Genomic DNA, 25,154 nt, shown 5'->3' on the forward strand with positions numbered 1-25,154 from the left:
ACATCTCGAGAGAGTGAACCATGACCCGTCCGGACTGGATCGAGACGCTGCGCGCCGAGGTGCGCCCCGTCGATCCGGATCCGGTACTGCTCGCGCAGCTGACGCAGTTGAGCTCCGGCTCGACGACGCCCGCGGCGCGACCGGGTCGGTCGGCTGGTGCACGGCTTGCGATTGTGCTGGGGGGTGCGATCGCCGTCGGTGCGACCTCGTGGGCAGCGGGTGCCCTGCCCGGGACGGAGTCTCCGTTCAGTCCCGAGGAGCGCGTGACGCAGCAGCCGACCGACCCGACACCCGGCGACGAGGGGGCCCCATCCTCCGAGACGCCGACGTCACCCGCCGGGAGCCGCACGCCGACGGCTCCCGCGGGTGGCGAGTCGAGCACGACGAGCCCGGAGGCGCCCACCACCGGGCCCTCGTCCGGGCGCCCTTCCGGTGCGCCGTCCTCGGCGCCGCCCACGGGCGACCCACCCGGCGGGGTGGAGCTGCCGCTCCCCTCGCTCCCCACGATTCCCGGTGTCCCGGCGGTTCCCTCACCGCCGGGACTCGATCGCGTTCCGGACCTGCCGATCCCCACGGCGGGTCTCCCTGGCCTCGACAGCGACAGCGGCACCACCCGCCGCTCCCCCCGGCCGCAGGAAGTGCTGGTGGACCAGGCGCGGTGACGACGGACGACGACGTCGTCGCCGCTGCGAAGCGGGGCGACCCCGATGCCTGGCGTGAGCTCTACCGAGCCCACGCCTCTCGGCTTGTCGTCTGGCTCCGCGGCCGTCCCTCGGGCGAGGAGAGCGCGGAGGACATCGCGTCGAGCGCCTGGCTGGTCGCCGCGGAGAAGGTCGCCGGCTTCTCCGGCAGCTCCGAGGACTTCGCCGGCTGGCTGTTCGGCATCGCCCGCAAGCTCTCGCTCAACGCCCAGCGCCGCGCCGTACGACGCGAGCGGATCCCGCTCGACGGCGACGCCACCCGCAGCGACCCCGGCCCCGAGGCCGGCACCAGCGGCGGCGACTGGGCCCGCCGGCTGCTGGCCACCCTCCCCGAGCGGGAACGGGACGTCGTCGTGTGCCGTGAGGTGCTCGACATGGACGTGCCGGCGACCGCGGCGGCGCTGGACATCAGCGCGGTCGCCGTCCGGGTGGCGCACCACCGGGCCCTGAAGCGGCTGCGCCGCGACCTCGCCCTGACCGAGTGAGAAGAAAGTCCGCGGCGACGTAACGATCCGGACCGGTGGCTACATGTACCCGGTGAAGGCAGTCCCCCTCTGGGGGGAGGACTGACTGCTCACCAGAGAGACGAGTCATGACGAACCACCGGACCGAACGGCTCCGCGTCGCCGCGCCGACGCTCGAGCCCGACCCGGTGTTCCTGGGTGCGCTGGCCGAGCTCGGAGCGAGCTCGCAGCCGGCCACCCCTCGGACGACTCGGACGGCTGGACTCCGCCTCGTCGTCGCGACGGCCACCGTGGCTGCCATCGCGACGGCGACCTGGGCCGCGGGCGCACCGCACGGCACGGACATCCCACTGTCCCCCGCCGACGGCCCCACCCAGCAGGAGCCCTCCGGTCCGCCGAGTCATGGAGACGCCGGCACCCCACAGCCCGGCGTCGCCACCGTCTCGCCCGGCAGCCCCCTGTCCCCGGGGCTGCCGGGCGCGTCGACGTCCGGCTCCGAGCACGCCTCCGACCGCGGCCGCGAGCGCGGTCGCGGGTTCGAGACCCCCAGCGGCACGGCACCCGGCCGCTCCGGCGACGCCCCGCGCTCGACGCAGGGCGAGGACAACGGCAAGTACGACGAGGACCACGGCCGCCGCTCCGGTGACCCCGGTGGCCCCGGCGGCACCGGTGGCCCCGGCGACGTCTCCGACGAGCGCCGGCCCGGCCCCGGGGACGACCCGGCGAGCAGTGACCTGCGCCGCGGCGAGGACCGGGCCGACGACCGGGCCGAGGACACCGTGGGCCCGGACCGGCCGGGTCGCGGTCACGGGCCCGGAAAGGTAAAGAAAACCCGCTGATTCCCGCCCGGAGGGGGGCGGTCCGAGGGGACAATGGAGCCGGGCCGTGCGCAGCACGGTCGGCCCGTTGGCGAGTGTGTAGGGGTGGGGACGAGCAGTGCGCGCCGACGACGATTGCGTCGCCGCTGCCAAGCGCGGTGAGGCGCTGGCGTGGGGCGACCTCTACCGCGCCCACGCCGGCCGGCTGCAGCTGTGGCTCGAGGCGCGCACAGCCCCGGGCGGCGAGTCCCCCGAGGACCTCGCCGCCGCCGCGTGGATGGTCGCCGCGGAGCGGATCGCCGACTTCAACGGCAGCTCCTCGGACTTCGGCGGCTGGCTTTTCGGCATCGCCCGCAACCACGGCGCCAACGCCTGGCGCCGCTCCGGCAGCCGGGCCCGCGGGCAGGAGCTGCTGGAGGCCGACCCCGCGCCCGACGTACCGGGGCCGGAGGGCAGCCTGATCGCCGACGAGTGGGTCCGCCGGGCGCTGGCCGCGCTGCCTCCGCGCGAGCGCGACGTGATCGCGTGCATGGAGGTGCTCGACATGGACGCGGCCACCACCGCGACGACCCTGGGCATGAGCGCGGTCGCCGTCCGGGTCGCCCGTCACCGGGCGCTGCGCCGGTTGCGCGAGCTGGATCTCTAGAACACGTTCTATTCTGGGCGCATGAGCCTGATCGTCTCCGACGCGGACCGGGTGCGCACCCTGGTGCTGGACCGCCCCGACGCCCTCAACGCCTTCGACGAGGCGCTGTACGACGCCACCACCGACGCCCTCCTCGCCGCCGCCGAGGACCCGGGCGTCGCCGTCGTGCTGCTGACCGGCGCAGGCCGTGCGTTCAGCGCCGGCACCGACCTGCTGGAGATGCACCGGATGACCACCGACCCGGCGTTCGAGCACGGCCGCCACGGCTTCCCCGGGCTCGTCGACGCGCTCGTCGACTTCCCCAAGCCGCTGGTGGTGGCGGTCAACGGGCTGGGGCTCGGCATCGGCGCCACGATCCTCGGCTTCGCGGACCTGGCGTTCATGGCGGCCGACGCCCGGCTGAAGTGCCCGTTCACCTCGCTCGGGGTCGCGCCGGAAGCGGCGTCGTCGTACCTCTTCCCGGCGCTGGTGGGCCGCCAGAACGCCGCCTGGGCGCTGCTGTCGGCGGAGTGGATCTCCGCCGAGGAGGCGCTGGAGATGGGCCTGGTCTGGCGGGTGTGCCCGAGCGAGGAGCTGCTGCCCACCGCCCGCGAGCACGCCACCCTGCTCGCGCGGCGGCCGATCTCCTCACTCGTGGCGGTGAAGCGGACCATGACCGAGCCGCACCGCGCGGCGGTCCGCGCGGCCCGCGACCGGGAGAACGCCGCCTTCGCCGAGCTGATGGGCGGGCCGGCCAACCGCGAGGCGCTGACCGCCTTCGCCGAGGGGCGGGCGGCCGACTTCACCGGGCTGTGAGGCCCCCGGGCCCCGAGGCTCAGGCCCGCGCGAGCGGGCCGCCGAGCGCGGCGACGACCGCCTCCCGGTAGCCCGGGGGCGGTGCCACCGAGGTCTGCGTCGTCGCGTCGAAGAACACCAGCACCGTGCGCGAGCGGGCCAGCACGCCGTCGCGCGGGCTCGCGCCCGAGGTGTCCACGATCTCCGACTCGATCGTCATCGACTTGGTGCCCATCCGGGTGACCACCGACCAGCAGTCGTAGGGCTCGGCGCGCAGGGTGATCGGGGCGACGTACTCCAGGTCGGTCTGGGCCACCACGACGTTGATCCGCGGGAACTCCTTGAGCGCCTTCTTGAGCTTGCCGAAGATCGCGATCCGCGCCTCCTGGAAGTACTCGAAGTAGGTCACGTTGTTGACGTGGCGGTAGATGTCGAGGTCGGAGAAGCGCACCGTCACCGGGTAGTGCGCGGCGTCCGCGCGGGGCACGTCGACGAGCACCGGGCGCGAGCGCTCCCCCGTCTCCTCGGCGTACGGCGCGAGCGCGGCGCGCTCCTCCGCGCTCATCCGGCGCGGCTGGCCGGTGGCGTGCACGAAGGGCGCGAGCACGGTCCGGGCCCGCAGGTAGACGACCCGGCTGCCGTCCTCGGCCTCCAGGTAGATCTCGTGGCCGAGGGTGAAGCTCGCGCCGCGGACCTCGGTGACCCAGGAGTCGATGGCGACCGAGGTCGTGCGGAAGAGCAGCGGTGCGACGAAGGAGACCTCGTGGCGCACCACGACGTAGCCGTCGCCCTCGTGCCGCTCGACGCCGGCCGCCTCCAGGCAGGCGCGGAGCAGGGCGCCGCGCGCCTCCTGGAGGTAGTCGACGTACCGGACGTTGTTGACGTGGCCGAGCAGGTCGAGGTCAGCCCAGCGCAGGGGGCAGTCGTAGCGGTGCCGCACGACGCGCATGCTGTCACGCGGGCGCGGCGTACCGGGCGGTGGATCGAGGGATGGCCCACCGGATGTGGCGTCCGCCACCACTGCAACCTGTTCCAGTCCGGGCCTACTACGCTGGGCGGGTTCTGCCGTTCACCGGCTCACCGTCTCCCGAGGAGTGCCCATGCCCGAGGCCGTCATCGTTTCCGCTGCCCGTACGCCGATCGGCCGCGCGAACAAGGGCTCGCTCAAGGACTTCCGCCCCGACGACCTGACCGCGCTCATCGCGAAGGCCGCGCTCGACAAGATCCCCGCGCTCGACCCGAACGACGTCGACGACTTCCTGCTCGGCTGCGGCCTGCCCGGCGGCGAGGCCGGCAACAACATGGCCCGCATCGTCACCTCGCTGATGGGCTACGAGATCCCCGGCGCCACCATCACCCGCTACTGCTCCTCCTCGGTACAGACCACGCGGATGGCCTTCCACGCGATCAAGGCCGGCGAGGGCGACGTCTTCATCTCCGCCGGCGTCGAGGCGGTCTCGCGCTTCCAGTTCGGCACCTCGGACCACATCCCCAACACCAAGAACCCGCTCTTCGCCGACGCCCAGGTGCGCACCGAGGAGTACGCCCAGGGCGGGAAGGTGTGGCACGACCCGCGCGAGGACGACCTGCTCCCCGACGTCTACATCGCGATGGGCCAGACGGCTGAGAACGTCGCCTCGATCCGCGGCCTCAAGCGCGAGGACCTCGACCACTTCGCCGTCCGCTCGCAGAACCTCGCCGAGAAGGCCATCGCCGACGGCTTCTGGGCCCGCGAGATCACCCCGGTCACCCTGGCCGACGGTACGGTCGTCTCCGCCGACGACGGCCCGCGAGCCGGCGTGACCTACGACGCGATCTCCCAGCTGCAGCCGGTCTTCCGGCCCGACGGCGTGGTCACCGCCGGCAACTGCTGCCCGCTCAACGACGGCGCCGCCGCGGTCGTCATCATGTCCGACACCAAGGCCGCCGAGCTGGGCCTGACCCCGCTCGCCCGGATCGTCTCCACCGGCGTCTCCGGCCTCTCCCCCGAGATCATGGGCCTCGGCCCGGTCGAGGCCACCCGCAACGCCCTCAAGCACGCCGGGATGACCATCGACGACATCGACCTCGCCGAGATCAACGAGGCCTTCGCCGCCCAGGTGCTGCCCTCGGCCGAGGACCTCGGCATCCCGCTGGAGAAGCTCAACGTCAACGGTGGCGCCATCGCCGTCGGCCACCCCTTCGGCATGACCGGCGCCCGCCTGCAGAACACCCTGCTGAACTCGCTGGACTGGCACGACAAGACCACCGGCCTCATCACGATGTGCGTCGGCGGCGGCCAGGGCATGGCGCTCATCCTGGAGCGCCTCTCCTGAGCTGATCTCCTGCCGGGACCCTTCCCGGGTTGTCGGTCGCGGGCCGTACCTTCGCTCCATGAGCATCGAGGTGCGGCCCGCGACCGTCTTCGACCACGTCCGCGCGCTCGTGGGCCCGAAGCGGCCGGAGTCCTCCGTGTGCTGGTGCCTGAGCTACCGGATCCCGTCGAAGGAGAACAACGCGTTGCGCGGGCCGGCGCGCGGTGCGCGCGTCGAGGAGCTCCTCGCCGAGGGGCCGCTCGGGGTGATCGCCTACGACGGCGAGGAGCCCGTCGGCTGGGCCGCCGTCGCCCCGCGTGCGGCCACCACGTTCGCCCGCAACCGCAAGATCCCGCACGTCGACGACCTGCCCGTGTGGTCGCTGTGGTGCATCCGGGTCCGTCCCGGGCACCGCGGCCAGGGCATCTCCCACGCCCTCATCACCGGCGCCGTCGACTGGGCCCGGGAGCAGGGCGCACCCGCGCTGGAGGCGTACCCCCTCGACAACCACGGCGCCCGAGTGGACCTGACGATGGCCTACGCCGGCATCCGCGCCAGCTTCGAGGCCGCCGGCTTCCGCTGGGCCGCCGACACGACGTCCGTGCTGGCCGGCCACCCCCGCGTCGTGCTGCGGCACGACCTGCGCTGAGCGCGCCGCTCGATCTCCTAGACTGCCCCGGTGACCGACCCGCGGTGGCTCGACCAGGAGCAGCAACGCGCGTGGCGCTCGTTCCTGCTCGGGACCACCCTGCTGATGGACCGGATCGACGAGGACCTGCGCCGCGACCACGGGCTGTCCGCGGTGGAGTACGAGATCCTGGTCCGCCTCTCCGAGGCCGACGGCCAGCTCCGGATGGCCCAGCTCGCCGCCTCGCTCGCCCACAGCCGCAGCCGCGTGACGCACACGGTGAAGCGGATGGAGGGCGCCGGCCTGGTCCAGCGCGCCGGGTCCACCGAGGACGGCCGCGGCGTGATCTGCCGGCTCACCGACGAGGGTCTGGAGATGCTGCGGACCGCCGCGCCGAGCCACGTGGAGACCGTGCGCCAGGCGCTGGTCGACGTGGTGCCGAACGACGACCTGATGGCCTTGGGGCGCGTCATGGACGCCGTGTGCGACCAGCTGATCGCCGCGCACCCCGAGCGCGAGCTGCGCTAAAACGCAACGCGCTAATCCCTGATTCTGCCGCACTGTCCTAGTCGGTAAGACGCATTTCCTCGGCGAACTCCTCCTGCCACGACTCGATCAGTTGGAGGCTGTCGCGAACGGCCGTGATGCCGCGCCGAGCAGGCTGCAGTGACTTTCTCAAAGGCACCGACAGCACCTCCGCCGGCCTCATGCTCGCGAGCATTTCCTCCATGGTCGCCGCTACCTCACGCAAGTCTCCGAAGGCCGTGACGACAGTGCGCCGCCCCTCGTTCAGCTGATTGCTGATTTCAGGCTGCGTTACGGAGTCGCCGAGTTGTCGCAGTGTCGTGAGCGTCTCGTCAAGGTTCTTCGTGGCATCGAAGAGTTCGTGGCCACCCGTCTCCAGGGCCTCTGCAGGGACTTTGAATTCAGTCGCCAATCGGAGGGTCCAGGCGTTGATTTCTTTTGGGGTTGGCCCGTCTCTAAGTTCACCCACCCTCTCTGGGACAGCACCAAGCGCCTCGATCGCCGCTGTCAGTTTTTCGGCCGCCGCCGTCATTCGGTCCGTTGCGTACTCGATGCGCTCCATGACCTCCGCCAAACCAGCTTCCTCATCAGCCGAGACTGGATCTGCGGAGTCGTCGCTCGATGTTGGATCATCTATGGCCGGCACTTCTGAAGCCGCCAGCAGCGACGCCTCGGCGCGCCCGATTGCCTCCAACAGAGATTCGGCGAGATTTCGGGTGCATTGGAGCCATTCAGGAGAACTGAAGCCATTTAGGAGTGGCTCCTCGATCAGCTTATATTGAAGCGACTCGGCAATCTGCGCAACCTCGTCGGTAGTGCCCTCGTCAAAAAGAGGCGAGCCAAACAGCAAGATCGGCAAGAGAAGCTCGGTGACGCCCAGCGTCTCGGCTTTTGAATGAAAGGCCAGAAACTCTTCACGACAGGATTGACTATCCAGATAGTTGGCGCTTAGAAGCGGTATGAAGACCGTCGCCCCCTCAACGCTGCTGGAAATCCTCTTTCGCCACTCCGAGCCCCAGCCAATCGCCTCTCGGTCGATAAATACTTCCAACTCCCGACCACTTTTTGCGCGGACGAATGCCCTCAGCTTCTGCACCAACGGCGCTACGACGCCGAACTCGCCGTCGTCGGCGTGTGAGTAACTGAGAAATGCCCTGATGGACGGCTGGTGCGCATTCACACTTGCTCCTGACAGTCTGAGGCGATGGCGTATAGACCATTCTTGCACTCTTCTGACACGTCGGGACATCCCTCCCAAACTTCGGTCAGGTAGCCGGCCCTCAGCCTAAGGAACCGCGGCCTATAGCGGGCGGCTAGCACAGTAAGGGCGGTCTGCGGACAGACAGGCTGAATCGTCAAGCAGCTGCCCGCCGCAATCAAGGTCCAGAGTCCGGTGCCGCCCAGTTCGGTGTTACAGGACGATAAATGCGCCGTGGTTGGTGACCGGCCGCGCAGGGGGCCGCAGCCCAGCGGCGCCACGCGGGCTGGCTCGGCGCCGTCGGCACGAGCGACGCGCTCGCGCCATCCGACTCAATCGCGGGTGAGGCGGCGGTGGGTGACCCGGTGGGGGCGGGCGGCCTCGACGCCGAGGCGCTCGATCTTGTTCTCCTCGTAGGAGGCGAAGTTGCCCTCGAACCAGAACCACTCGCCCTCGTTGTCCTCGGTGCCCTCCCAGGCGAGGATGTGGGTGGCGACCCGGTCGAGGAACCACCGGTCGTGGGAGGTGACCACGGCACAGCCCGGGAAGTCGAGCAGGGCGTCCTCCAGGGAGGACAGGGTCTCGACGTCCAGGTCGTTGGTGGGCTCGTCGAGCAGGAGCATGTTGCCGCCCTGCTTGAGGGTGAGCGCGAGGTTCAGGCGGTTGCGCTCACCGCCGGAGAGGACGCCGGCCTTCTTCTGCTGGTCGGGGCCCTTGAAGCCGAACGAGGCGACGTAGGCGCGGCTGTTCATCTCGAAGTTGGCGACCTTGATGAAGTCCAGGCCGTCGGAGACGACCTCCCAGACGTTCTTGTTGGGGTCGATGCCGCCACGGCTCTGGTCGACGTAGGAGATCTTCACGGTCTGGCCGACGTTGAGCTTGCCGGAGTCGGGCTCCTCGCCGCCGGTGATCATCCGGAAGAGGGTGGTCTTGCCGACGCCGTTGGGGCCGACGACGCCCACGATGCCGGCGCGCGGCAGCGTGAAGGAGATGTCGTTCCACAGCGTGCGGCCCTCGAAGCCCTTGGTGAGGTGCTCGGCCTCGAGGACGACGTCACCCAGCCGCGGACCCGGCGGGATGTTGATGTCGGCGGCGTCGATCTTGCGGGCCTTGTCGGCCTCGGCGGCCATCTCCTCGTAGCGGGCGAGGCGCGACTTGGACTTGGTCTGGCGGGCCTTGGCGTTGGAGCGGACCCACTCCAGCTCCTTCTCCAGCATCTTGGCGCGCTTGGCGTCCTTGGCGCCCTCGACCTTGAGCCGCTCCTTCTTGGTCTCCAGGTAGGTCGAGTAGTTGCCCTCGTAGCCGTGGATGGAGCCGCGGTCGACCTCGGCGATCCACTGGGCGACGTTGTCGAGGAAGTAGCGGTCGTGGGTGACCGCCAGGACGGCGCCGGGGTAGGACTTGAGGTGCCCCTCCAGCCACTGCACCGACTCGGCGTCGAGGTGGTTGGTGGGCTCGTCGAGGAGCAGCAGGTCGGGCTGCTGGAGCAGCAGCTTGCACAGCGCGACCCGGCGGCGCTCACCACCGGAGAGGTTGTCGACCAGCGCGTCCGAGGGCGGGCAGCGCAGCGCGTCCATCGCCTGCTCCAGGCGGCTGTCGAGGTCCCAGGCGTTGATGTTGTCGAGCTCGGTCTGCAGCTCCCCCGTCTCGGCCATCAGGGCGTCCTGGTCGGCGTCGGGGTCGCCCATCTCCATGTAGGCGTCCTCGAGGCGCTTCATCTTCGCCTTGGTGTCGGCGACCGCCTCCTCGACGTTCTCCAGCACCGTCTTGCCCTCGGTCAGCGGCGGCTCCTGCTGGAGCATGCCGACCGTGGCGTCGGGGTCACGGACGATGTCGCCGTTGTTGGGGACGTCGAGCCCGGCCATCAGCTTGAGCAGCGACGACTTGCCCATGCCGTTCGGCCCCACGACGCCGATCTTGGCGCCGTGCAGGAACGACAGCGTCACGTTGTCGAGGACGACCTTGTCGCCGTGGGCCTTGCGGACGTTGCGCAGGGAGAGGACGTATTCCGCCATGGGGCCAAGGCTACGCAGCGGCTGTCGCACCTCCTTGCTCGGGGTCGCCTGCCGCGGCACCCTCCGACGCCGGGCCCTCGGCGGGCGGTGGCGCCTTGACGAAGCTCGCCGTCCCGCGGTTGAGGTCGTGGCCGATGCTGAAGGCGTCGATCTCCATCGCGACCACCTCGAGACCGCTCTTGTTGACGTAGGGCCGGTGGTTGAGCCGGCCGTGCACGATCACGGCGTCCCCCTGGCACAGCGAGGCGCTCGCGTGGCCGGCGAGCCGGCGCCAAGCACTCACGCCGTACCACTGGGTCTCGCTGTCGACCCACTGCCCGCTCGCCCGGTTGAAGTGGCGTGGGGTGCACCCGATGCGGAAGTTGAGCACCGCCGTGCCGCCCACCTCCCGCAGCACCGGTACGCCGGCCACCCAGCCCTGCACCGTCACGATCGTCTCGTTCGCCATCACCCGCTCCTCCTGTCTGCGCCGGCCGCCCGTGCGACCGGTCGGGGACAGTTCACCGCGCCCGCGTGACCAGGCGGCCCGCGACGGCCGGCGCCTGTGGACGGACCACCGGCCCGGACCGGGTTGTGGAGAGGAAGTGGCGCCCGTCGTGACGGGAGCGACAACAGGGACGGGACTACGGCTTGGCGGCCGTGATCCCCCGGCGGAAGGCGGCGTAGGCGGACAGCTCCCGGGTGACCGGCTGGGCCACCTCGGCGTCGACGACCCGGTGCACGACGGCGCGCAGGTCCTCCTCGGCCGCCTCGGCCCGGGTGCGGGCCAGCCCGCTCACGAGCGTCCGGCCGACCACGTGCAGCACCAGCCCGAGCACCAGCCCGGCGATCGCGAGGACCAGCGGGAGCGGCAGGCCGGCGACCTTGGTCAGGTCGTCGCTCTTGCCGGCGACCGCGGCGTAGCCCCACCAGGCCAGCCCGCCGACCAGGGCGAGCAGGAGCAGCCAGTGCAGGACCCGGACCAGCGGCAGCCAGAACGGCAGCCGGCCGCCGAGGTCGACCTTGCCGAGCTCGCGGTCGAGCGTGTCGCCGACCTCGCCGAGCCGGCCGGTCGCAGCCGTGCGCACGTGCGGCGCCCAGCCCTTGCCGACCCCGTCGCCGGCCTCGTCGGCCAGCCCGCGCACGGCGGTGTCGACCCGCGGGCGGTCCACGGGCGCGACCCGGGGCTCGCGGTCGAGCGCCTCGACCTCGGGGTCGCCGCGGCCGGCGAGCAGGAGCGGCGGCCAGGTCACGGCGCTGCGCGCGCGGGAGCCCACGCTGCGCTCGATGGTGTCGACGACGGCCGAGACGCCGGCGGCGTCGGCGACCGACTCCTCCAGGTCACCGAAGCGCTGGGCCGGCAGCTCGCGGGCCGCGACGTCGCCACCCGCGGCCTCCAGGCGTCCGGCCGCGGCGGCCAGGTCGGCCTCGACGCGAGCGGTGGTGCTCGCCTTGTCGCGCACCCGGCGCTGGATCTCGCCGCGCAGCTCGTCCATCCCGATGCCCTCCTTGGCGGAGATCGCGAGGACCTGGACGTTCGGCAGGCCGTCCTCGGCCAGCAGGCGGCGTACGTCGTCGACCATCGCCTGGCGCCGCTCGACGGGCACGGTGTCGATGTGGTTGAGCGCGACCAGGATGACGTCCTGGTGGGTCGCCATCGGCTTGAAGTAGCGGTCGTGCACGGCGGCGTCGGCGTACTTCTGCGGGTCGAGGATCCACACCATCAGGTCGGCGACGGCGACGAGCCGGTCGACCTCGAGGTGGTGGGAGACCTCGGTCGAGTCGTGGTCGGGCAGGTCGAGCAGCACGACCCCGTCGAGCGCGTTGTCCTCGCGGCGGGTGTCGAGCATCGAGTCGCGCATCGTCTGGTGCCGCGGCGGGATGCCGATCCAGTCGAGCAGCTCACCGGCGCCCTCGCTCCCCCACACGACGGCCGTCGCCCAGGAGGTGGTGGGCCGGCGGATGCCGACGGAGGAGAGCTCCAGCCCGGTCAGCGCGTTGTACGTCGAGGACTTGCCCGAGCCGGTCGCCCCGGCGATCGCCACCACCGTGTGCCGCGCGGAGAGCCGCAGCCGGCCGGTGGCCCGCTCGGCGGCGGTGGTCACCTCGTCGAGCAGCGGGTCGGGGACCCGGCCGCGGGCCGCGGTGACCGCGTCGGTGAGCCCGGAGACCCGGTCACCGACGGGGGTGCCGCGGGTCGCGAGGTCGCCCAGGTCGCCGGAGCCGGTCGTTGCGGTGTCGCTGCCTTGCGTCACAGGTGTCCACCCGTTCCCTTCTTCGCCGCGGCGAACCGCAGGTCGTCCACTCGCCGCGCCGCCTGGCGCAGCTGGTCGGCCGCATCGGGCTTGAGCTCCCACTGCGCGGCCGGCGCGAGGTAGCGGGCCCGCTCGGCCCCCATCAGGGTCGTCAGTCGCCGGGTGAGGCTGCCGCGCGCCTGCTCGACGACACGGCGGGTCGCGGTCTCGCTCAGCACGGTCTCCAGCAGCGAGCGGCCCAGCCGCACCGACTCCGCGGCCTGGCCGCGGTTGTCGTCGCCGGCGAGGGCGACGACGGCGAGCGTCACCGACAGTCCTCGTACGCCGAGGGCGAGGAAGCGCGCGCTGTGCCGGGCGTCGCCCGCCTCGGTGCGCACCAGCTCCTGCAGCTCCTCCAGCCAGGCGCGGACGTCCTGCTCGGTGCGCGAGCGCAGCCCACGCCCGGCCCGGGACAGGTCGTCGGGGGTGGCCGCCAGCAGCGCCTCGCCGTAGCCCTCCGCGCGCCACGCGGCGGACGCGCGCTCGCTGGCCCGCTCGGCGTGGTCGGCGACGAGCGACTCCAGCGCCGTCTCGATGGCGACCGCGACCCGCTCCGCCTGCTGCGGCTTGCCCTTGATCGCGTTGACGAGGCGCTCGCGCACGAAGCCGACCTTGGCCTCCAGGGAGCGCACCAGCTCACCGCTGCCCACGAACTCCTGCCAGCGCGCCAGCAGGTCGCCGCGCAGGAGCGTGCCGTCGCCCCCGGCCGCGACGAGCGAGGACTCCGCGTCGTCGTAGACCTGGTCGGCGGCGGCGAGCAGGGCCGACACGGCGGCCACCTGCTGCGCGGCGGCGTCCGCGATCGGGAACGCCTTGCGGGTCACCGTCCGCACGGCGCCGGCGACGGTCTGGTTGACGACCTCGCGGCGGGCTGCGGCGTCGGCGGCCAGCGCCTCGAGCCAGCTCCGCACCTCCGCGGCGTACGACGCGGGCAGCAGCCCCTCGTCGCTGACCGTGCCCTGCGGGACGGCGAACAGCGGGCTGTCCTTGAGCCCTCGGGCCGCCATCATCCGGGCCAGGTGGACCGAGACGGTCGCGACGTCGTCGGCCGGCGTGCGGCTCAGCACCAGCGCGACGGCGGTGTTGCGGTCGACGGCGAGCTTGAGGTGGTCCCACGGGACCTGGTCGGAGTAACGCGCGGCCGAGGTGACGAAGAGCCACAGGTCGGCGGCGGCGAGCAGCTGGCCGGCCAGCTCACGGTTGCGCTCGTCGACGGAGTCGACGTCGGGCGCGTCGAGGATCGCCAGGCCGCGCGGCACGTGCGGGTGCGCGACGAGCTGGATGGCGGACTGGTCGTCGGTGGCCTGCTGGACCCGGGAGAGCTCGGGGAGCAGCCGGTCGGGGCCGAACCACCGGGCGTCGTCGGGGTGGTGGACCAGCACCGGCGACTTGGTGGTCGGGCGCAGGATGCCGGGCGTGGTGACCTTGTGCCCGACGAGGGTGTTGACGAGCGTCGACTTGCCGGCGCCGGTGGAGCCGCCGACGACGACGAGCATCGGCGCCTCGATCTCGGTGAGCCGCGGGATGACGTAGTCCTCGAGCTGCTCGATGACGTGGTCGCGGCCGACCCGCAGGGCGGAGACGCCGGGCAGGTCGAGGGGCAGCGGCGCCGCCTTGAGCGAGCCGTGCAGCCGGACGACCTCGGTCAGCATGCGGCTGCTGGTGAGGTCGTCGCCGAGCGGCGCTGGGTGTCCGGGGGTCATCGCTGAGGTACCACCTGTCCGGGGAACGCGATCCGAGGGCGGGCCGCCTGGATGCGACCCAGGAAGTCCTGTCCACGCGCCTGCCAGTCACGCGGAGCGGTGCCGCGCAGCAGTCGGTGGTGCAGGTAGCCGAGCTCGATGGCTGCCTGCTGGTAGTCGCGCATGGCGCGCTCCGCGGCCGGGCCGCCCTGCTGGCGGGCGTGCCTGCGGGCCGTACGACGAGCGCGGAGGTCGACCACCCAGCCGATGTCGGTCGCCGGGAGCAGGCCGCGGTCGGCGGCGTCGGTGAGCGCCATCCGCAGCACGTGCGCCTCGGTCTCGCGGGCCCACCAGGCCAGCGCGACCATGCCGATGAACGCCGGCGCCATGATCACGACGTAGACGAGCACGAAGCTGCCGAAGCCGAACACCGTCGAGCCGTTCCAGAGCCCGTGCGCGAGCACGGCGAGGAGGTAGCCGCCCAGGGGGGCGAGCCAGCGCACGGACCTGCTGCGCGAGCTGACCGCCAGGCCGACACCGATGCCGGTGAAGGCGGTGAAGAGCGGGTGCGCGAACGGGCTGAAGAGGCAGCGCATCACGAAGGTGCCGGTGACGGCCTCCAGGCCACCGGGGCCCACGCCGTCGGTGCCGTTGTAGGCGGCGACGAGGTAGAGGACGTTCTCGGTGAACGCGAAGCCGACGCCGACCATGCCGGCGTAGACGATGCCGTCGAGGATGCCGTCGACCTCGGCCCGGCGCCACCACAGCAGCAGCACGAGGAAGAGGCCCTTGCTGGCCTCCTCCACGACCGGCGCGACGATCGCGAGCGAGGCGTTGTCGGTGATCGGCACGACGAGGCCGCCGATGCCCTGGATGACCAGCGCCGCCATCGTCGCCACGAAGGCGCCCCAGGCCAGCCCGGCGACCAGCAGGACGCGCGGCTCGGGCTCGTAGCGGTCCAGCCACAGGTACGCCGCCAGCACGGGCCCGACCGGCACCGCGGCCAGCCCGGCGGCGAGCACCGTCGTGCCGGGCGCGCCGGACAGCGCGAGCAGGGCCAGGGTCAGGAGTGCGCCGACGGTCACCGCCACGGTCACCACGACCGTGAAGGCAACACTGTTGCGCGGGCTTCCTGACATGGACGGAAGCCTATCGGCAGGCTCCGGTCAAGCCCTGATCGCCAACTCTACGCCGCGGCGTACAGTGGGAAAGGTGACCGAGGACACCCCCACCGCGCCGAAGACCGAGCAGCACGACCCCGCCGTCCCCGAGGCCTACGCGGCGTTCATGCGGACCGGCTGGGACGACGGCCCGAGCGACGTGTCGCGGCACCCGGTCGCCGACCTCGCGGCGGCCCGCCGGCAGCGGCTCGCGGACGCCTTCCCGGGCGAGCGGCTCGTGCTGCCCGGCGGTGGTTACCAGGTACGCGCCTTCGACACCGACTACCGCTTCCGTGCCGACACCGCGCACGCCTACTTCTCCGGCAACCACACCTCCGACGCCACGCTGGTGGTCGAGCCCGACGGCTCCGCCGTGCTCTACGCCCGGCCGCGCTCGGGTCGCGACAGCGACGAGTTCTTCCGCGACCGCCAGTACGGCGCCCTGTGGGCCGGCAAGCGTCCCTCGGCCGAGGAGCTGGCCACCGCCCTCGGCGTCGAGGTCCGCCACGTCGACGACCTCGCCTCCGCCCTCGGCAACGGCACCAAGACCCGGGTGCACCGCCAGGTCTCGGCCGCGGTCGACGGACTGGTCGCCGCCGACGAGGCGCGCGACACCGAGCTGGCCCGGGTGCTCTCGGAGATGCGCCTGGTCAAGGACGACTGGGAGGTCGGCGAGCTGCAGAGCGCCGTCGACGCGACCACGCTCGGCTTCGAGGACTGCGTCCGCGAGTGGGACCGGGTCATCGAGCACGGCGAGCGCTGGCTGGAGGGCACCTTCTTCCGCCGGGCGCGGACGATGGGCAACGACCTCGGCTACGACTCGATCGTCGCCAACGGCTCGCACGCCACGACCCTGCACTGGATCGAGAACTCCGGCGCCGTCGTGCCGGGTGAGCTGATCCTGCTCGACATGGGCGTCGAGAACGCCAACCTCTACACCGCCGACATCACCCGCACGCTGCCGGTGAACGGCAGGTTCACGACCCTCCAGCGCGACCTCTACACCCTGGTCCTGCAGGCCCAGGACGCCGCACTCGCCGCGCTGCGGCCGGGTGCGAAGTTCCTCGCCGGGCACGACGCCGCGATGGTCGTGCTCGCGCACGGCCTCGACGACCTCGGCCTGCTGCCGGTGCCGGTCGAGGAGGCGCTCTCCCCCGACTCCCGGGTCTATGCCCGCTGGACGCTGCACGGCACCAGCCACATGCTCGGCATGGACGTGCACGACTGCGGTCACGCGGCGCCGGAGACCTACCGCGACGCCGACCTCGTCGAGGGCATGGTGCTCACCGTCGAGCCGGGCCTCTACTTCCAGGCCGACGACCTGCTCGTCCCCGATGAGCTGCGCGGCATCGGGATCCGGATCGAGGACGACGTCGTCGTCACCGCCGACGGCGTGCGCAACCTGTCGTCGGCGCTGCCCCGCACGCCCGAGGCGATCGAGGAGTGGATGGGCGACCTGCGCGGCTGAGGTCGTGCTGACGCGGCGCGCGCTGCTCGCCACCACCGCGGCGCTGAGCCTGTCCGGGTGCGCGGAGGGGCGTCCGTGGTCCGGCGCGTCCGGCCGGGTCCGGTTGGCGACCGGCACGGCGGGCGCCGTCTTCGACCAGTACGGCGCAGCGCTGGCCCGGGTCATCGGCGAGCTGATGCCCGCCACCTCGGCGAGCACCGTCAACACCGGCGGCTCGGTCGACAACGTGCTGCAGATCGTGGCCGGGCGGGCCGAGATCGGGTTCTGCCTCGGCGACACAGCAGCCCAGGCGGTGGCCGGGACGGAGCCGTTCGCGGACGCGACCGGGCTGGTGGCGCTGGCCCGGCTCTACGACAGCTTCCTCCAGGTCGTCGTTCGCGCGGACTCCCCCGTCCGCGCCGCCGGCGACCTGCGGGGACGACGGGTGGCGGTCGGCGAGCGTCGTTCCGGCACCCTGCTCACCGTGTCCCGCACGCTCGCCGCGGCCGGCGTCGGGCTCGACGAGGTCACCGTCTCCCACGCGGTCCTCGCCGACGCGCTCTCCGCCCTGGCCGCGCGGCAGGTCGACGCGGTCTGCTTCGTGAGCGGCTTCCCGATCCAGCCGATCGTCGAGTTCACCGCCCGGACGCCGGTGCGGGTGCTCGACCTCGGCGCGCTGGTCCCGGCCCTGGTGGCCGCGCACGGGGCGCAGTACGTCGCCGGGCCGCTGCCGGCTTCGTCGTACCGGCTCCCGGCGGCGGTGCAGACCGTGAGCGTGAAGACGCACCTGGTCGCGAGCCCCGGGCTCTCCGACGACGTCGCTGCCGGCGTCACGTCGGTGATCTTCGACGAGCAGGCCCGGATCGCCCGGCTGGTGCCGAGCGTGCGCCAGCCGACCGCGGCGGCCGGCATCTTCACCGAGCCGCTGCCGCTGCACCCGGGTGCGCTGTCCTACTTCAGGCGCCGGGACCGCGCGGGATCCTGACCTCCGCGCGCAGGCCCGGCCCGGCGGCGGTGAGCCGCAGCGAGCCGCCCGCGTCGCGCAGCCGGCCGGCCGCGATGGCCAGGCCGAGACCGGTCCCCTCGATGGCGGCGTGACGCGGCAGGCGGTGGAAGCGGCGGCCCAGGTCGTCGGCCTCCGCGTCGCTCAGCTCGGGCCCGTGGTCGCGGACGACGAGCAGCCAGTCATCACCGTCGGCGCGCAGGCCGAGCTCGACCGGCACGCCGGGGGCGTACTTCAACGCGTTGTCGAGCAGCGCGTCGACGACCACCGGGGCGAGGTCCGGCTCGACGACGACGCTCGCCGGTGCCGGCGCGAGGTCCACCGCGAGCAGGTCGCCGAAGAGCGGCTCCCACAACCCGATCCGCTCCCGGACCTGCGCGACCAGGTCGACCTCGCCGCGCTCCCGGTCGCGGGAGCCGGCGCTGCTGACCTCGATCAGCCCCTCCAGCGCGCGGGCGATCCGGTCGGTCTCCTCGATCGCCGCGCCGAGGTCGTCACCGGCCCGCTCCTCTGCGAGCGCCTCCAGTCGCAGCCGCAGCGCGGTCACCGGGTTGGCAAGCTGGTGGGAGACGTCAGCGACGAGGTCGCGTTGCTGGCGCTGGGACACCTCGACGCTCTCTGCCATGGTGTTGAAGGTCGCCGCGAGCCGGCGCAGCTCGGGCGGTCCGGCGCCGGGCACGCGCGCGGACGTGTCGCCCTCGCCGAGCTGGCGCGCACTGCTCTCCAGGTCCCGCACCGGGCGCAGGATCCAGCCCACGAGCGGCAGGGCGACCAGGAGCGCGACGACCGCGAGCGCGGCCAGGCCGAGCGCGACGACGACGCCGAGCCGCCACGCCACCGCCCGTCGTACGTCGTCCGTGGGCTGCACCACGACCACGGCGCCGAGCACCTGGGCGTCCCGCCCGATCGGGGTCGCGATCACCATCGGGTCGGTGTCCCAGGGCCACACCGGGTCGGGCGCGGTCGTCGGGTTGCCGTCGAGGGCGGCGGCGACCGCGGCGTCCACGCCGGCGTCGCTGCCGGTGCCGCTGCCGGTGCCGGAGCGGGCGAGGACGGTGCCGTCGGCGTCGAGCACGAGCACGTCCGCGTCGTACACGTCGTGGAAGCGGCGCAGGTCCGGCTCCAGGGCGCGCACCTGCTGCTCGGTGGAGGCATCGCCCGCGAGCGCGGCGAGCCGGGTCGCGGCGGCGAGCCGGCGCTCGTGCAGGTCGTCGGTGCGCGCGGCGGCGTCGCTGACGACGCTGGGCACCAGCAGCGCCGCGAGCAGCACGCCGATGACGGCGATGGTGAGCACCAGCAGCCGGCGCCTCACCGCTCGGGCACCACCCGGTAGCCGATCCCCCGCACGGTCTCGATCACCAGCGCGGCGCCGAGCTTGCCGCGCAGGCCGGCGACGTGGACGTCGAGGGTGCGCGAGGCGCCGACCCAGGTGGTGTCCCAGACCTCCTCCATCAGCGCCGCGCGGCTGACCGGCCGGCCGGGCGTGCGGACCAGGGCGCGCAGCAGCTCGAACTCCTTGGCGGTCAGTGCGACGACGCCGTCCGCCGTACGGACCTCGCGGGACTCGGCGAGCAGCTCGACGCCGAGGTCCGCGGCGGGCGGTGTCGCGGCGGGGGTCGCCCGGCGCAGCACCGCCTCCACCCGGGCGAGCAGGACGTCGAGGCTGTAGGGCTTGGTGACGTAGTCGTCGACGCCCGCTCGCAGCGCGGCGACGACCGCCCGCTCGGCGCGGCGGGCGGTCAGCGCCACGATCGGGACGGCTGAGACCTTGCGGACCTCCTGACAGACCCACAGCCCGTCACGGTCCGGCAAGCCCATGTCGAGCAGCAGCAGCTCGGCGTCCGCGTGGGCGTCCAGGGCCGCCGCCGCGGTCGCGGCGCGGCAGACCTGGTAGCCGTTGCGCCGCAGGGCCTGGGTGAGCGCCTCGGCGACACCGGGGTCGTCCTCCACCAGCAGGATCCGCATCGCGCTGCCATCGTAGGGCGTGCGCTCAGGTGCGGGCCTGCTCCCGGTCGAGGTAGGTGTCGCGGCGGTTGCGCAGCCCGAACACGTAGACCACGAGCGACACCCCGACCGCGATCGTGACGTAGACCGCGAACAGCCCGACGTGGTCGTGCTTCTTGGCCGCCTCGTAGATCAGCGGGGCGGTGCCGCCGAAGGCGGAGTTCGCCAGCGCGTAGCCCAGGCCGACGCCCAGCGCACGGACGTGCGCCGGGAACATCTCGGCCTTCACCACCGCGTTGATCGAGGTGTAGCCGGTCAGCAGGACATAGCTCGCGACGAGGAGCGCGAAGCTGCCCAGCGGCGTGGTGACCTCCGGCAGCGTGGTGATGAACAGGTAGGTGAAGAGCACCCCGCCGATCCCGAAGAAGACCAGCAGCGGCTTGCGGCCCACCCGGTCGCTGACCAGACCACCGACCGGCTGCAGCAGCATGAGGACCACCAGCGCAGCGAGGTTGACCCAGGTCGCGGTCATTCCCTGCTCGGCGTACACGCTCTTGACGGTGCTCGGGCCGTTGACGCTGTAGGTGTAGAACGCGACGGTGCCGCCGAGGGTGACCAGGAAGCAGAGCAGGAGCTGGCGCGGGTAGCGGGTCAGCAGCTCGCGCATCGAGCCGGAGCGCCGGGCGCCCTCCCCCTCCTGGACCTGGAGCGACTCGTCCATCGACGAGCGCAGCCAGAGCACGACGACCGCGGCGACGGCGCCGAAGGCGAACGCGATCCGCCAGCCGAAGTCGCTGATCTGCTCGTCGCTCAGGAAGGCCTGCTGGAGGAGCAGCATCAGCTGGGCGAGCACGTGGCCGCCGACGAGCGTGACGTACTGGAAGGAGGAGAAGAAGCCGCGGCGCTCGGGCGTCGCCGCCTCGGACATGTACGTCGCGGAGGTGCCGTACTCCCCGCCGGTCGCGAACCCCTGGAGCAGCCGGCAGAGCACGAGGATCACGACGGCACCGCTGCCGACCGTCGCTGCCGTCGGTGCGACCGCGATGATCAAGGACGCCGCCGCCATCAGGCTCACGCTGAACACCAGCGCCGGCCGACGGCCGTGGCGGTCGGCGAAGCGGCCGAAGTACCACGAGCCGATCGGCCGCATGAGGAAGGTGACCGCGAAGATCGCCATCGTGTAGACGCCCGCGTTGGGCTCGTCGCCGCCGAAGAAGTGGGTCTCGAAGTACGACGCGAAGACGGTGTAGACGTACACGTCGTACCACTCGACGAGGTTGCCCAGCGAGCCCCGGACGGTGTTCAGGACGGCTCGCCGTGTGGACGGCGGGCGCTGGGTGGTGGCGACGATGGTGGCCATCGGCAGCAGCTCCTCTGATCTCGGTGCGAGTCCCAGAGAGGACTCGCGACCGGACGACCGTAGGAGTGGCGGCGGTCACAGCGGGCCGCTCGGGGCGCTGAGTTTACAAACTCCTTGCATCGAGGAGGTCGAACGTCGCGAGGTCGCGGATCGCCGCGCAGGAGCGGGCGGTCATCGCCGCGAACATGCGGTCGCCGCGCTCGGTGCGCGCGCCGTAGGCCTGGCCGAAGACCGCGACGAGCGGCACCTGGAGCTGCGCGAAGCGGTAGTCGTCCCAGCACTGCTCCAGGGAGTACGACGCGACGCCGTGCGCCCGGAGCGCCCGGTGGTAGGCCGCGACGAGGTCGCGCTCGGCGGTGCGGCGCTCGGCGGGGTCCAGGCTGGTCGCGATCGCGTAGGCGAGGTCGCGGGCGGGCAGCCCGAGGCTGAGCGTCTGCCAGTCGACGGCCGAGACGCCCCGTCCCTCGGGAGGGAAGAGCAGGTTGTCGAGGCGGTAGTCGCCGTGGACCAGCCCGAACCGCTCGGTGCGCGCGAGCGCCCACGCCTCGACGACGGCCGGCACGGCGCGGACGGTCGCGACGTCCGCCTCGCCCAGGAGCCCGGCGAGGTTGGCGACGAACATCTCGACGGCCGGGCCGAACAGCTCGGCCATCAGCGCGGCGTCGTCAGGCCCGTTGAGCGCGAGGCCCTCGACGTCGAGGAGCGTGGGGTCGCACCAGCGCGGGCCGTGCAGGCCGGCCAGGTTGACCACCGCGTCCTCGGCCTGTGCGACGGTGCAGCCGGCGACCTGGTCGCCCTGGGTCGCCGGCGCGAGGTCCTCCAGGAGCAGCACGAAGTCGCCGCCCTCGTCGGCGATCTCCGCGTGGTGCAGCCGGGGCGTGCGGACCGCGACCGTCGGCAGGACCTCGCGGTAGAACCGGACCTCGGTGCGGTAGGGGTTGGCGAGCAGCGCCCGCGCTGCGGGGTCGGCCGCCGGCAGCTTGGCGAGCACGGTGGCCGGGAGCGCCGGGTCGCCGGTGAGCGCGAGCCGGAAGCAGGTGCCGATCTGGCCGGTCCCGACGGGGCTCGCGGTGACCTCGTCGACCTGCCGGCCCAGCGCCGCGGAGAGCCAGGCCGGGGTGAGCTCCTCGACGGAGGAGACGACGCTCATCGCCGTCCCCACCCGGGGTTGGCGGGCAGCGCGTCCAGCCCCGGGTCGCGGACCTCCGCCCACGCCCGTACGACGCCCGCGAGCTCCGCCGGCGTCGCCCCGTGCAGCACGACCGAGTCGGCGCCCGCGTCGAGCTGGTCGCGGACCCGCGCCGCGCACTGCTCGGCGGTCCCGGTCGCGGACGCGGCGAGCCAGTGCGCCGGCAGCGCCTCGTCGCGCAGGCGGGTCAGCTCCTCGACCGTGCCGATCGCGTCGAAGGCACCCGGGTAGCCCTGCACGAGCGGGTGCGCGCGGAAGCGGGCCAGGTCGTCGAGGGACCAGCCGTTGGCGCGGACCAGCACCTCGCCGTACCCCTGGAGGTAGGTCGCGAGCCGGCCGACCAGCTTGCGCAGCCGGGCCTCCTCCGCGATCTCGTCGTCGACGGTGGCCAGCACCGACCAGACCCGCACCGAGCCGGGGTCGCGCCCGGCCTGCTCGGCGGCGGCGCGGACGGTGGCGACCGAGCGGGCGAGGGTGTCGTCGGTGAGGAAGGTGTGCAGCACGACGCCGTCGGCGACCTGGCCGGCCAGGCGCAGCGAGCGTTCCCCGATGGCCATCATCAGCACCGGGACGTCCTCGTCGAGGTCGGCGCCCTGGGAGAGGTAGGGGAAGTCGCCGGCGGGCCCGCTGTGGCCGAACGCCTCGCCGTGCCACAGCCGCCGGTAGATCCCGATCGCGTCGCGCATCTGGGCACCGGTCACCCGGGGCAGGCCCATCACGTCGAAGAGCAGGTCGAAGCCGCGGCCCAGGCCGAAGGCGTAACGCCCTTCGCTGAGCCGGTGCAGCGTGCTCGCCATGGTCGCGGTCACCAGCGGGTGGCGGGTGTTGTGGTTGGTGGCCGCGGTGGCGATCCCGATCCGCTCGGTGGCCGCCGCGGCGGCGCCGGCGAGCACACCGGCGTCCTTGACGTTGAACCGCTCGGAGAGGAAGACCGCGCCGATCCCGAGGTCTTCCGCCAGGCGCGCCTCGGCGAGCAGGTCGCGGGGCGAGGAGGTGTGGCCGGCCAGTCCGTAGCAGCCGATCTCAGGCATCACCGGCGCAGCATGACACTCGACTGGACACGTGTCCAGCACTTGTGTTCGTTGAGTTCGGCAGCTTGCGACTTCCGAGTAACCCCCGCACGGGAGTTGACTGGCGACCGTGCCTGCCAAGACCGCCACCGCCTCGTCGTACTCCATCACCATGCGTCTGCACACCTCGATCGACCACGGCGTGGTCGGCGAGGTCGCCACGGCCATCGCCGGAGCCGGCGGGATGGTGACGGCGATCGACGTCGCCGAGTCCAGCCCGACCCGGCTCACCGTGGACGTGACCTGCTCGGCGGCGGACGCCGAGCACGCCGCCGAGCTGCAGACCGCGGTCGCCGCGGTCGAGGGCGTCGAGGTGCACAAGGTCTCCGACCGGACCTTCCTGATCCACCTCGGCGGCAAGATCGAGGTCGCCTCCAAGGTCCCGCTGCGCACCCGCGACGACATGTCGCTGGCCTACACCCCCGGCGTGGGACGGGTGTCGATGGCGATCGCGGAGAACCCCGACGACGTACGACGCCTGACGATCAAGGGCAACACCGTCGCCGTGGTCACCGACGGCTCGGCCGTGCTGGGCCTGGGCAACATCGGCCCCGGCGCCGCGCTGCCGGTGATGGAGGGCAAGGCCGCGCTGTTCAAGCGGTTCGGCGAGATCGACGCCTGGCCGATCTGCCTGGACACCCAGGACACCGACGAGATCGTGCGCGCGGTCGAGCTGATCGCGCCCGGCTTCGGCGGCATCAACCTCGAGGACATCGCCGCGCCGCGCTGCTTCGAGATCGAGGCCCGGCTGCGCGAGCGGCTCGACATCCCGGTCTTCCACGACGACCAGCACGGCACCGCGATCGTCGTCCTGGCGGCGCTCACCAACGCGCTGCGCGTGGTCAAGAAGGAGATCGGCCAGGCCCGGGTCGTGGTCTCCGGCGCGGGCGCCGCCGGCACCGCGATCGTCAAGCTGCTCCTCGCGGCCGGCGTCGAGGACGTCGTGGTCGTCGACCGTGCCGGCGCGCTGGTGCGCGGCGACTCCTCGCTCTCCCTGACCCACCAGGAGCTGGCCTCGCTGACCAACCGCGACGGTCGCAGCGGTGGGCTGAAGGACGTGCTCGTCGGCGCCGACGTGTTCATCGGCGTGAGTGCCCCCGGCATCCTGGAGCCGGAGTGGATCGCCGACATGGCCACCGACCCGGTCGTCTTCGCACTCGCCAACCCCGACCCCGAGGTCGACCCCGCCCAGGCCGCCAAGCACGCCGCCGTCGTCGCGTCCGGCCGCTCCGACTTCCCCAACCAGATCAACAACGTGCTGGCCTTCCCCGGCGTCTTCCGCGGCCTCCTGGACGCTCGCGCGCACGAGGTCACGGTGGAGATGTGCCTGCGCGCCGCGGACGCGATCGCGCACGTGGTCGGCGACGAGGAGCTCAACGCGAGCTTCATCATGCCCTCGGTCTTCCACCCCGAGGTGCACCAGGCGGTCGCCACCGCCATCGCCCACCAGCCGGAGTGACGCCTGGTCAGCGGTGAGCGTCGGGCCCGTGGTGGGCGTGGTGGAGGGCGTGTCCCTTGCCGCGGTCGATGAGCCACCGGTTGACCGGGAACGCCGCCACGAAGGCCGCCGTGAGCGCCACCACCATGCCGCCCCAGAAGATCGCGTCCCCCAGCCCGGCGTCCATCGCGCCCGGGACCACGGCCATCACCGCGTTGTCGACGACCTCCATCACCAGGATCGAGACCGTGTCCGCGGCGAGCACCAGCTTGAGCGCGCCGGCCAGCGGCATCCCAGAGCGGACCAGCGGGACCGAGGAGAGGCCGTAGCCGAAGACGAACGCCAGGCCGGTCGCCAGCACGATGGTCTGGACGTTGGACAGGCCGGCCGTCGTACCGATCACCAGGCCGAGGACCTCACCGATGGCACAGCCGGTGAGGCAGTGGAGGGTGGCGCTGGCGGCGAGCCGGTTGCGGGGGTTCATGTCGACCCAACATACCCCCCAGGGGTTTATTCCACGGTCCG

24 protein-coding genes are annotated in these 25,154 nt (G+C 72.6%); 11 read left to right on the forward strand and 13 right to left on the reverse strand.

What is annotated here, in order from left to right:
* Positions 1–20: 20 nt before the first annotated feature.
* The 5 genes from MRBLML1_RS08150 to MRBLML1_RS08170 all read left to right on the forward strand — a co-directional run bounded on the left by MRBLML1_RS08150 (position 21) and on the right by MRBLML1_RS08170 (position 3,424).
* The gene (locus MRBLML1_RS08150) at positions 21–662 is read left to right on the forward strand and encodes a hypothetical protein (RefSeq protein WP_364514070.1); all 642 of its coding nucleotides are present in this window, start codon (positions 21–23) and stop codon (positions 660–662) included.
* Positions 659–1,186: an RNA polymerase sigma factor gene (locus MRBLML1_RS08155; protein ID WP_364514073.1), complete on the forward strand. Its 528-nt coding sequence runs from the start codon at positions 659–661 to the stop codon at positions 1,184–1,186. The genes MRBLML1_RS08150 and MRBLML1_RS08155 overlap by 4 nt, the downstream gene beginning before the upstream one ends.
* Before the next feature lie 107 nt (positions 1,187–1,293).
* A complete protein-coding gene (locus MRBLML1_RS08160) occupies positions 1,294–2,004 on the forward strand; it encodes a hypothetical protein (RefSeq protein ID WP_364514075.1) in 711 nt (236 codons plus the stop codon).
* Between the two features lie 97 nt (positions 2,005–2,101).
* Positions 2,102–2,629 (forward strand): RNA polymerase sigma factor, encoded by a 528-nt coding sequence (locus MRBLML1_RS08165; RefSeq protein ID WP_364514078.1) that lies wholly within the window; start codon positions 2,102–2,104, stop codon positions 2,627–2,629.
* 21 nt (positions 2,630–2,650) lie between these two features.
* Positions 2,651–3,424, forward strand: a complete 774-nt coding sequence (locus MRBLML1_RS08170) for an enoyl-CoA hydratase/isomerase family protein (protein WP_364514081.1) — start codon at positions 2,651–2,653, stop codon at positions 3,422–3,424.
* Between the two features lie 19 nt (positions 3,425–3,443).
* On the opposite strand, the gene MRBLML1_RS08175 is transcribed toward MRBLML1_RS08170, so the two are convergent.
* Positions 3,444–4,352, reverse strand: a complete 909-nt coding sequence (locus tag MRBLML1_RS08175; RefSeq protein ID WP_364514084.1) for an acyl-CoA thioesterase — start codon at positions 4,350–4,352, stop codon at positions 3,444–3,446.
* A 151-nt stretch (positions 4,353–4,503) separates the two neighbouring features.
* Between MRBLML1_RS08175 and MRBLML1_RS08180 the strand changes: the two genes are divergently transcribed.
* From MRBLML1_RS08180 to MRBLML1_RS08190, 3 genes are read left to right on the forward strand one after another with little or no spacing between them, the layout of a single operon-like run.
* Positions 4,504–5,718: an acetyl-CoA C-acetyltransferase gene (locus MRBLML1_RS08180; protein ID WP_364514087.1), complete on the forward strand. Its 1,215-nt coding sequence runs from the start codon at positions 4,504–4,506 to the stop codon at positions 5,716–5,718.
* A gap of 58 nt (positions 5,719–5,776) precedes the next feature.
* Positions 5,777–6,346, forward strand: coding sequence for a GNAT family N-acetyltransferase (locus tag MRBLML1_RS08185; RefSeq protein ID WP_364514090.1), 570 nt, complete (start codon positions 5,777–5,779; stop codon positions 6,344–6,346).
* Between the two features lie 30 nt (positions 6,347–6,376).
* On the forward strand, positions 6,377–6,853 hold the full coding sequence (locus tag MRBLML1_RS08190) for a MarR family winged helix-turn-helix transcriptional regulator (RefSeq protein ID WP_364514093.1): 477 nt from the start codon (positions 6,377–6,379) through the stop codon (positions 6,851–6,853).
* A 37-nt stretch (positions 6,854–6,890) separates the two neighbouring features.
* On the opposite strand, the gene MRBLML1_RS08195 is transcribed toward MRBLML1_RS08190, so the two are convergent.
* The 6 genes from MRBLML1_RS08195 to MRBLML1_RS08220 form a co-directional block, all read right to left on the reverse strand.
* Positions 6,891–8,030, reverse strand: a complete 1,140-nt coding sequence (locus MRBLML1_RS08195) for a toll/interleukin-1 receptor domain-containing protein (RefSeq protein ID WP_364514096.1) — start codon at positions 8,028–8,030, stop codon at positions 6,891–6,893.
* Positions 8,031–8,380: 350 nt separating this feature from the next.
* A complete protein-coding gene (gene ettA, locus MRBLML1_RS08200; RefSeq protein WP_364514099.1) occupies positions 8,381–10,063 on the reverse strand; it encodes an energy-dependent translational throttle protein EttA in 1,683 nt (560 codons plus the stop codon).
* Between the two features lie 10 nt (positions 10,064–10,073).
* Entirely contained in the window at positions 10,074–10,511 is a 438-nt protein-coding gene (locus MRBLML1_RS08205; RefSeq protein WP_364514101.1) for a single-stranded DNA-binding protein, read from the reverse strand.
* Between the two features lie 175 nt (positions 10,512–10,686).
* Entirely contained in the window at positions 10,687–12,297 is a 1,611-nt protein-coding gene (locus MRBLML1_RS08210) for a GTPase (protein ID WP_364514104.1), read from the reverse strand.
* Entirely contained in the window at positions 12,294–14,039 is a 1,746-nt protein-coding gene (locus MRBLML1_RS08215) for a dynamin family protein (protein ID WP_364514107.1), read from the reverse strand. The genes MRBLML1_RS08210 and MRBLML1_RS08215 overlap by 4 nt, the downstream gene beginning before the upstream one ends.
* Positions 14,036–15,157 carry a PrsW family intramembrane metalloprotease gene (locus MRBLML1_RS08220; RefSeq protein ID WP_364514110.1) on the reverse strand — a complete coding sequence of 374 codons (1,122 nt, stop codon included), beginning with the start codon at positions 15,155–15,157 and terminating at the stop codon, positions 14,036–14,038. The genes MRBLML1_RS08215 and MRBLML1_RS08220 overlap by 4 nt, the downstream gene beginning before the upstream one ends.
* A 73-nt stretch (positions 15,158–15,230) precedes the next feature.
* Between MRBLML1_RS08220 and MRBLML1_RS08225 the strand changes: the two genes are divergently transcribed.
* Positions 15,231–16,646, forward strand: a complete 1,416-nt coding sequence (locus tag MRBLML1_RS08225) for an aminopeptidase P family protein (RefSeq protein ID WP_364514113.1) — start codon at positions 15,231–15,233, stop codon at positions 16,644–16,646.
* 4 nt (positions 16,647–16,650) lie between these two features.
* The gene (locus MRBLML1_RS08230; RefSeq protein WP_364514116.1) at positions 16,651–17,610 is read left to right on the forward strand and encodes a TAXI family TRAP transporter solute-binding subunit; all 960 of its coding nucleotides are present in this window, start codon (positions 16,651–16,653) and stop codon (positions 17,608–17,610) included.
* Here the strand turns inward: MRBLML1_RS08230 and MRBLML1_RS08235 are convergent.
* The 5 genes from MRBLML1_RS08235 to MRBLML1_RS08255 form a co-directional block, all read right to left on the reverse strand.
* A complete protein-coding gene (locus MRBLML1_RS08235) occupies positions 17,582–18,940 on the reverse strand; it encodes a sensor histidine kinase (RefSeq protein ID WP_364514119.1) in 1,359 nt (452 codons plus the stop codon). The genes MRBLML1_RS08230 and MRBLML1_RS08235 overlap by 29 nt on opposite strands.
* The gene (locus MRBLML1_RS08240; RefSeq protein ID WP_364514122.1) at positions 18,937–19,593 is read right to left on the reverse strand and encodes a response regulator transcription factor; all 657 of its coding nucleotides are present in this window, start codon (positions 19,591–19,593) and stop codon (positions 18,937–18,939) included. The genes MRBLML1_RS08235 and MRBLML1_RS08240 overlap by 4 nt, the downstream gene beginning before the upstream one ends.
* A gap of 25 nt (positions 19,594–19,618) precedes the next feature.
* On the reverse strand, positions 19,619–20,932 hold the full coding sequence (locus MRBLML1_RS08245) for an MFS transporter (protein WP_364514125.1): 1,314 nt from the start codon (positions 20,930–20,932) through the stop codon (positions 19,619–19,621).
* A 103-nt stretch (positions 20,933–21,035) separates the two neighbouring features.
* On the reverse strand, positions 21,036–22,082 hold the full coding sequence (locus tag MRBLML1_RS08250; RefSeq protein ID WP_364514127.1) for a phosphotransferase family protein: 1,047 nt from the start codon (positions 22,080–22,082) through the stop codon (positions 21,036–21,038).
* The gene (locus MRBLML1_RS08255) at positions 22,079–23,152 is read right to left on the reverse strand and encodes a TIGR03857 family LLM class F420-dependent oxidoreductase (RefSeq protein ID WP_364515613.1); all 1,074 of its coding nucleotides are present in this window, start codon (positions 23,150–23,152) and stop codon (positions 22,079–22,081) included. Before MRBLML1_RS08255 ends, MRBLML1_RS08250 begins: the two co-directional genes overlap by 4 nt.
* 151 nt (positions 23,153–23,303) lie before the next feature.
* On the opposite strand from MRBLML1_RS08255, the gene MRBLML1_RS08260 reads away from it, so the two are divergent.
* Positions 23,304–24,650 (forward strand): NAD-dependent malic enzyme, encoded by a 1,347-nt coding sequence (locus MRBLML1_RS08260; protein ID WP_364515616.1) that lies wholly within the window; start codon positions 23,304–23,306, stop codon positions 24,648–24,650.
* Positions 24,651–24,657: 7 nt separating this feature from the next.
* On the opposite strand, the gene MRBLML1_RS08265 is transcribed toward MRBLML1_RS08260, so the two are convergent.
* Positions 24,658–25,113 (reverse strand): DUF4396 domain-containing protein, encoded by a 456-nt coding sequence (locus tag MRBLML1_RS08265; protein ID WP_364514130.1) that lies wholly within the window; start codon positions 25,111–25,113, stop codon positions 24,658–24,660.
* Positions 25,114–25,154: the final 41 nt, after the last annotated feature.

The sequence above is a fragment of the Nocardioides sp. LML1-1-1.1 genome, from assembly GCF_040676175.1.
Taxonomy (GTDB): Bacteria; Actinomycetota; Actinomycetes; order Propionibacteriales; family Nocardioidaceae; genus Nocardioides.